The 2,265-nt window shown below is 73.7% G+C and carries 2 protein-coding genes; one reads left to right on the top strand and one right to left on the bottom strand.

Features of this window, described 5'->3' with window-relative positions; translation table 11 throughout:
- The first annotated feature begins 183 nt into the window (after positions 1 to 183).
- Positions 184 to 1,266 (top strand): mechanosensitive ion channel family protein, encoded by a 1,083-nt coding sequence (locus tag ACFW9D_RS06405; RefSeq protein WP_188335777.1) that lies wholly within the window; start codon positions 184 to 186, stop codon positions 1,264 to 1,266.
- A 7-nt stretch (positions 1,267 to 1,273) separates the two neighbouring features.
- On the opposite strand, the gene ACFW9D_RS06410 is transcribed toward ACFW9D_RS06405, so the two are convergent.
- A complete protein-coding gene (locus ACFW9D_RS06410) occupies positions 1,274 to 2,164 on the bottom strand; it encodes an aminoglycoside phosphotransferase family protein (RefSeq protein ID WP_384618545.1) in 891 nt (296 codons plus the stop codon).
- Between the last annotated feature and the right edge of the window lie 101 nt (positions 2,165 to 2,265).

The raw sequence follows: 2,265 nt of genomic DNA on the forward strand, positions 1-2,265 counted from the left end.
GGGGACTCAGAAGAGCCGCCCCCCGCCCCCCGGGGGGGCGCCCCGCGGGGGGGGGGGGGGGTGGTGGGCGGCGGGGGGGCGTACCCCCCCCCGGCCCGCGCCCCATCCCCGATCCGGCAGGTACCAGGTGACGAAACATCACATATCGCTATACCCGGCAGTGTTGAGCACGGGAGGTGCCCGGTGACCCGCGCCGTCGAACTGCACGATCTGCTGTTCTCCGGCGTCGCGCTGCTCGCCGGGCTGATCGGCGGCCTGCTGCTGCGGACGCTGATGCGCTGGCTGGGGGTGCGGGCGAGCCGCACCAAGTGGGGCGGCGACGACGTGATCGTCGACGCGCTGCGCACGCTCGTACCGTGGGCCACGGTCGCGGCGGGCGCGGCGGTGGCGGCCGAGCTGCTGCCGCTGACGCAGCGGACCGGACGCAACGTGAACACGGCGCTGACCGCGTTCGTCATCGTCGCCGCGACGCTCACGGCGGCGCGCATCGTGACGGGCCTGGTGCGCACGGTCGCGCAGTCCCGCTCCGCGGTGGCCGGCTCCGCGACGATCTTCGTGAACATCACCCGGGTGGTCGTCCTCGCGATCGGCTTCCTCGTGGTGCTGCAGACGCTCGGCGTCTCCATCGCCCCGCTGCTCACCGCCCTGGGCGTCGGCGGCCTCGCGGTGGCGCTCGCCCTCCAGGACACGCTCGCCAATCTCTTCGCGGGCGTGCACATCCTCGCCTCGAAGACGGTCCAGCCCGGCGACTACATCCGGCTGAGCAGCGGCGAGGAGGGCTACGTCGTCGACATCAACTGGCGCAACACGGTGGTGCGGCAGCTCTCCAACAACCTCGTGATCATCCCGAACAACAAGCTGGCCGGGACGAACATGACCAACTACAGCCGCCCGGAGCAGGAGATGACCCTGCTCGTGCAGGTGGGTGTCTCCTTCGACAGCGACCTCGACCAGGTCGAGAAGGTCACGATGGACGTGGTCGCCGAGGTGATGAGCGGCGTCGAGGGCGCGATGCCCGAGCACGAGCCCGCGGTGCGCTTCCACACGTTCGGCGACTCGCGGATCAGCTTCACGGTGATCCTGGGCGTCGGCGAGTTCAGCGACCAGTACCGGATCAAGCACGAGTTCATCAAGCGCCTCCACCGGCGCTACCGCGACGAGGGCATCCGCATCCCGTCCCCGGTGCGCACGGTGGCGCTCGCGCAGGGCAGTGCCCCGGTGGTGATCCCGCAGCAGCGGGACGGCGAGCAGCACCCGGTCGGCTGACCGGGCGTCAGCCGACCAACCGGCCGAGGACCCGGGCGGCGGTGTCGGCCATGAACGCGTTCCGCCCGCGGTAGTACGCGAGTTCGTGGACGGCGATGGTCAGGGCCCAGCCCCGGCCCCGCCGCCAGGCCGCCTCGTCGTGGCCGACGGCCGTGCGGAAGACGGCGGCGCCCTCCTCGTCGAGGATGTACCAGGCCGCGATGAGGTCGACGGCCGGGTCGCCGAGGCCGGCGCAGCCGAAGTCGATCACGGCGGTGAGGCGGCCGGTCTCCGGGTCGACGAGCACGTTGCCGGGTTCGAGGTCGGCGTGCAGCCAGACGTCGGGGCCGGTCCACGCGGGCGCCTCGAGGGCGTCCTGCCACAGGGCGGTCGCCGCCCCCGCGTCGACGATCCCGTCGAGCCGGCCGATGGTCTCGCGGGTGCCGGCGTCGCGCGGCGCGAGGGATCCGCCGCGGTAGGCGGCGGGCGCCCCGGCCGGGTCGGCCTTCTGAAGGGCGCGCACGAACTCCGCGACGTCGACGGCCAGTCGGGCGGGGTCCTCGAGCCGGTCGCCGGCGGGGATCGTGCCCGGCAGCCATCGGTACACGGCCCACGGCCAGGGGTAGCCGCGCCCGGGCGCGCCGGTGCCGAGCGGCTCGGGCACGGCGACGGGCAGTCGGGGCGCGAGGCGCCGTACGGTGTCCTGCTCCCCCGGTACGTCGGCGGCGGCCCCGGGGGTGCGCGGCATGCGGACGACGAGGTCGTCGCCGAGCCGGAACAGCAGGTTCTGGGTGCCGTCGGAGGCGACGGGGCGCAGCGGCAGGGCGGCCCAGCGCGGGAACTGGTCGGTGAGCAGCCCCCGGACAAGCGTCTCGTCCATGGCGGGCTCGTCGTCGTGCAGCGTGCGCGGTGCGCTCATCGTGACCCTTCGCCGATCCACCGGCCCGTCGGCCGGCCGACCGAGCCTAGGGCCTTTCTTTCGGATCAGGCTGGATCAGGGAGCGGGGCGTGGTGCGTGCA

The organism is Streptomyces sp. NPDC059524, assembly GCF_042749255.1.
GTDB classification, from domain to species: domain Bacteria; phylum Actinomycetota; class Actinomycetes; order Streptomycetales; family Streptomycetaceae; genus Streptomyces; species Streptomyces xanthii.

Coding starts and splice junctions, on each gene's coding strand:
- ACFW9D_RS06410 (WP_384618545.1), bottom strand. CDS start 2,164: ATGAGCGCACCGCGCACGCTGCACGACGACGAGCCCGCCATGGACGAG.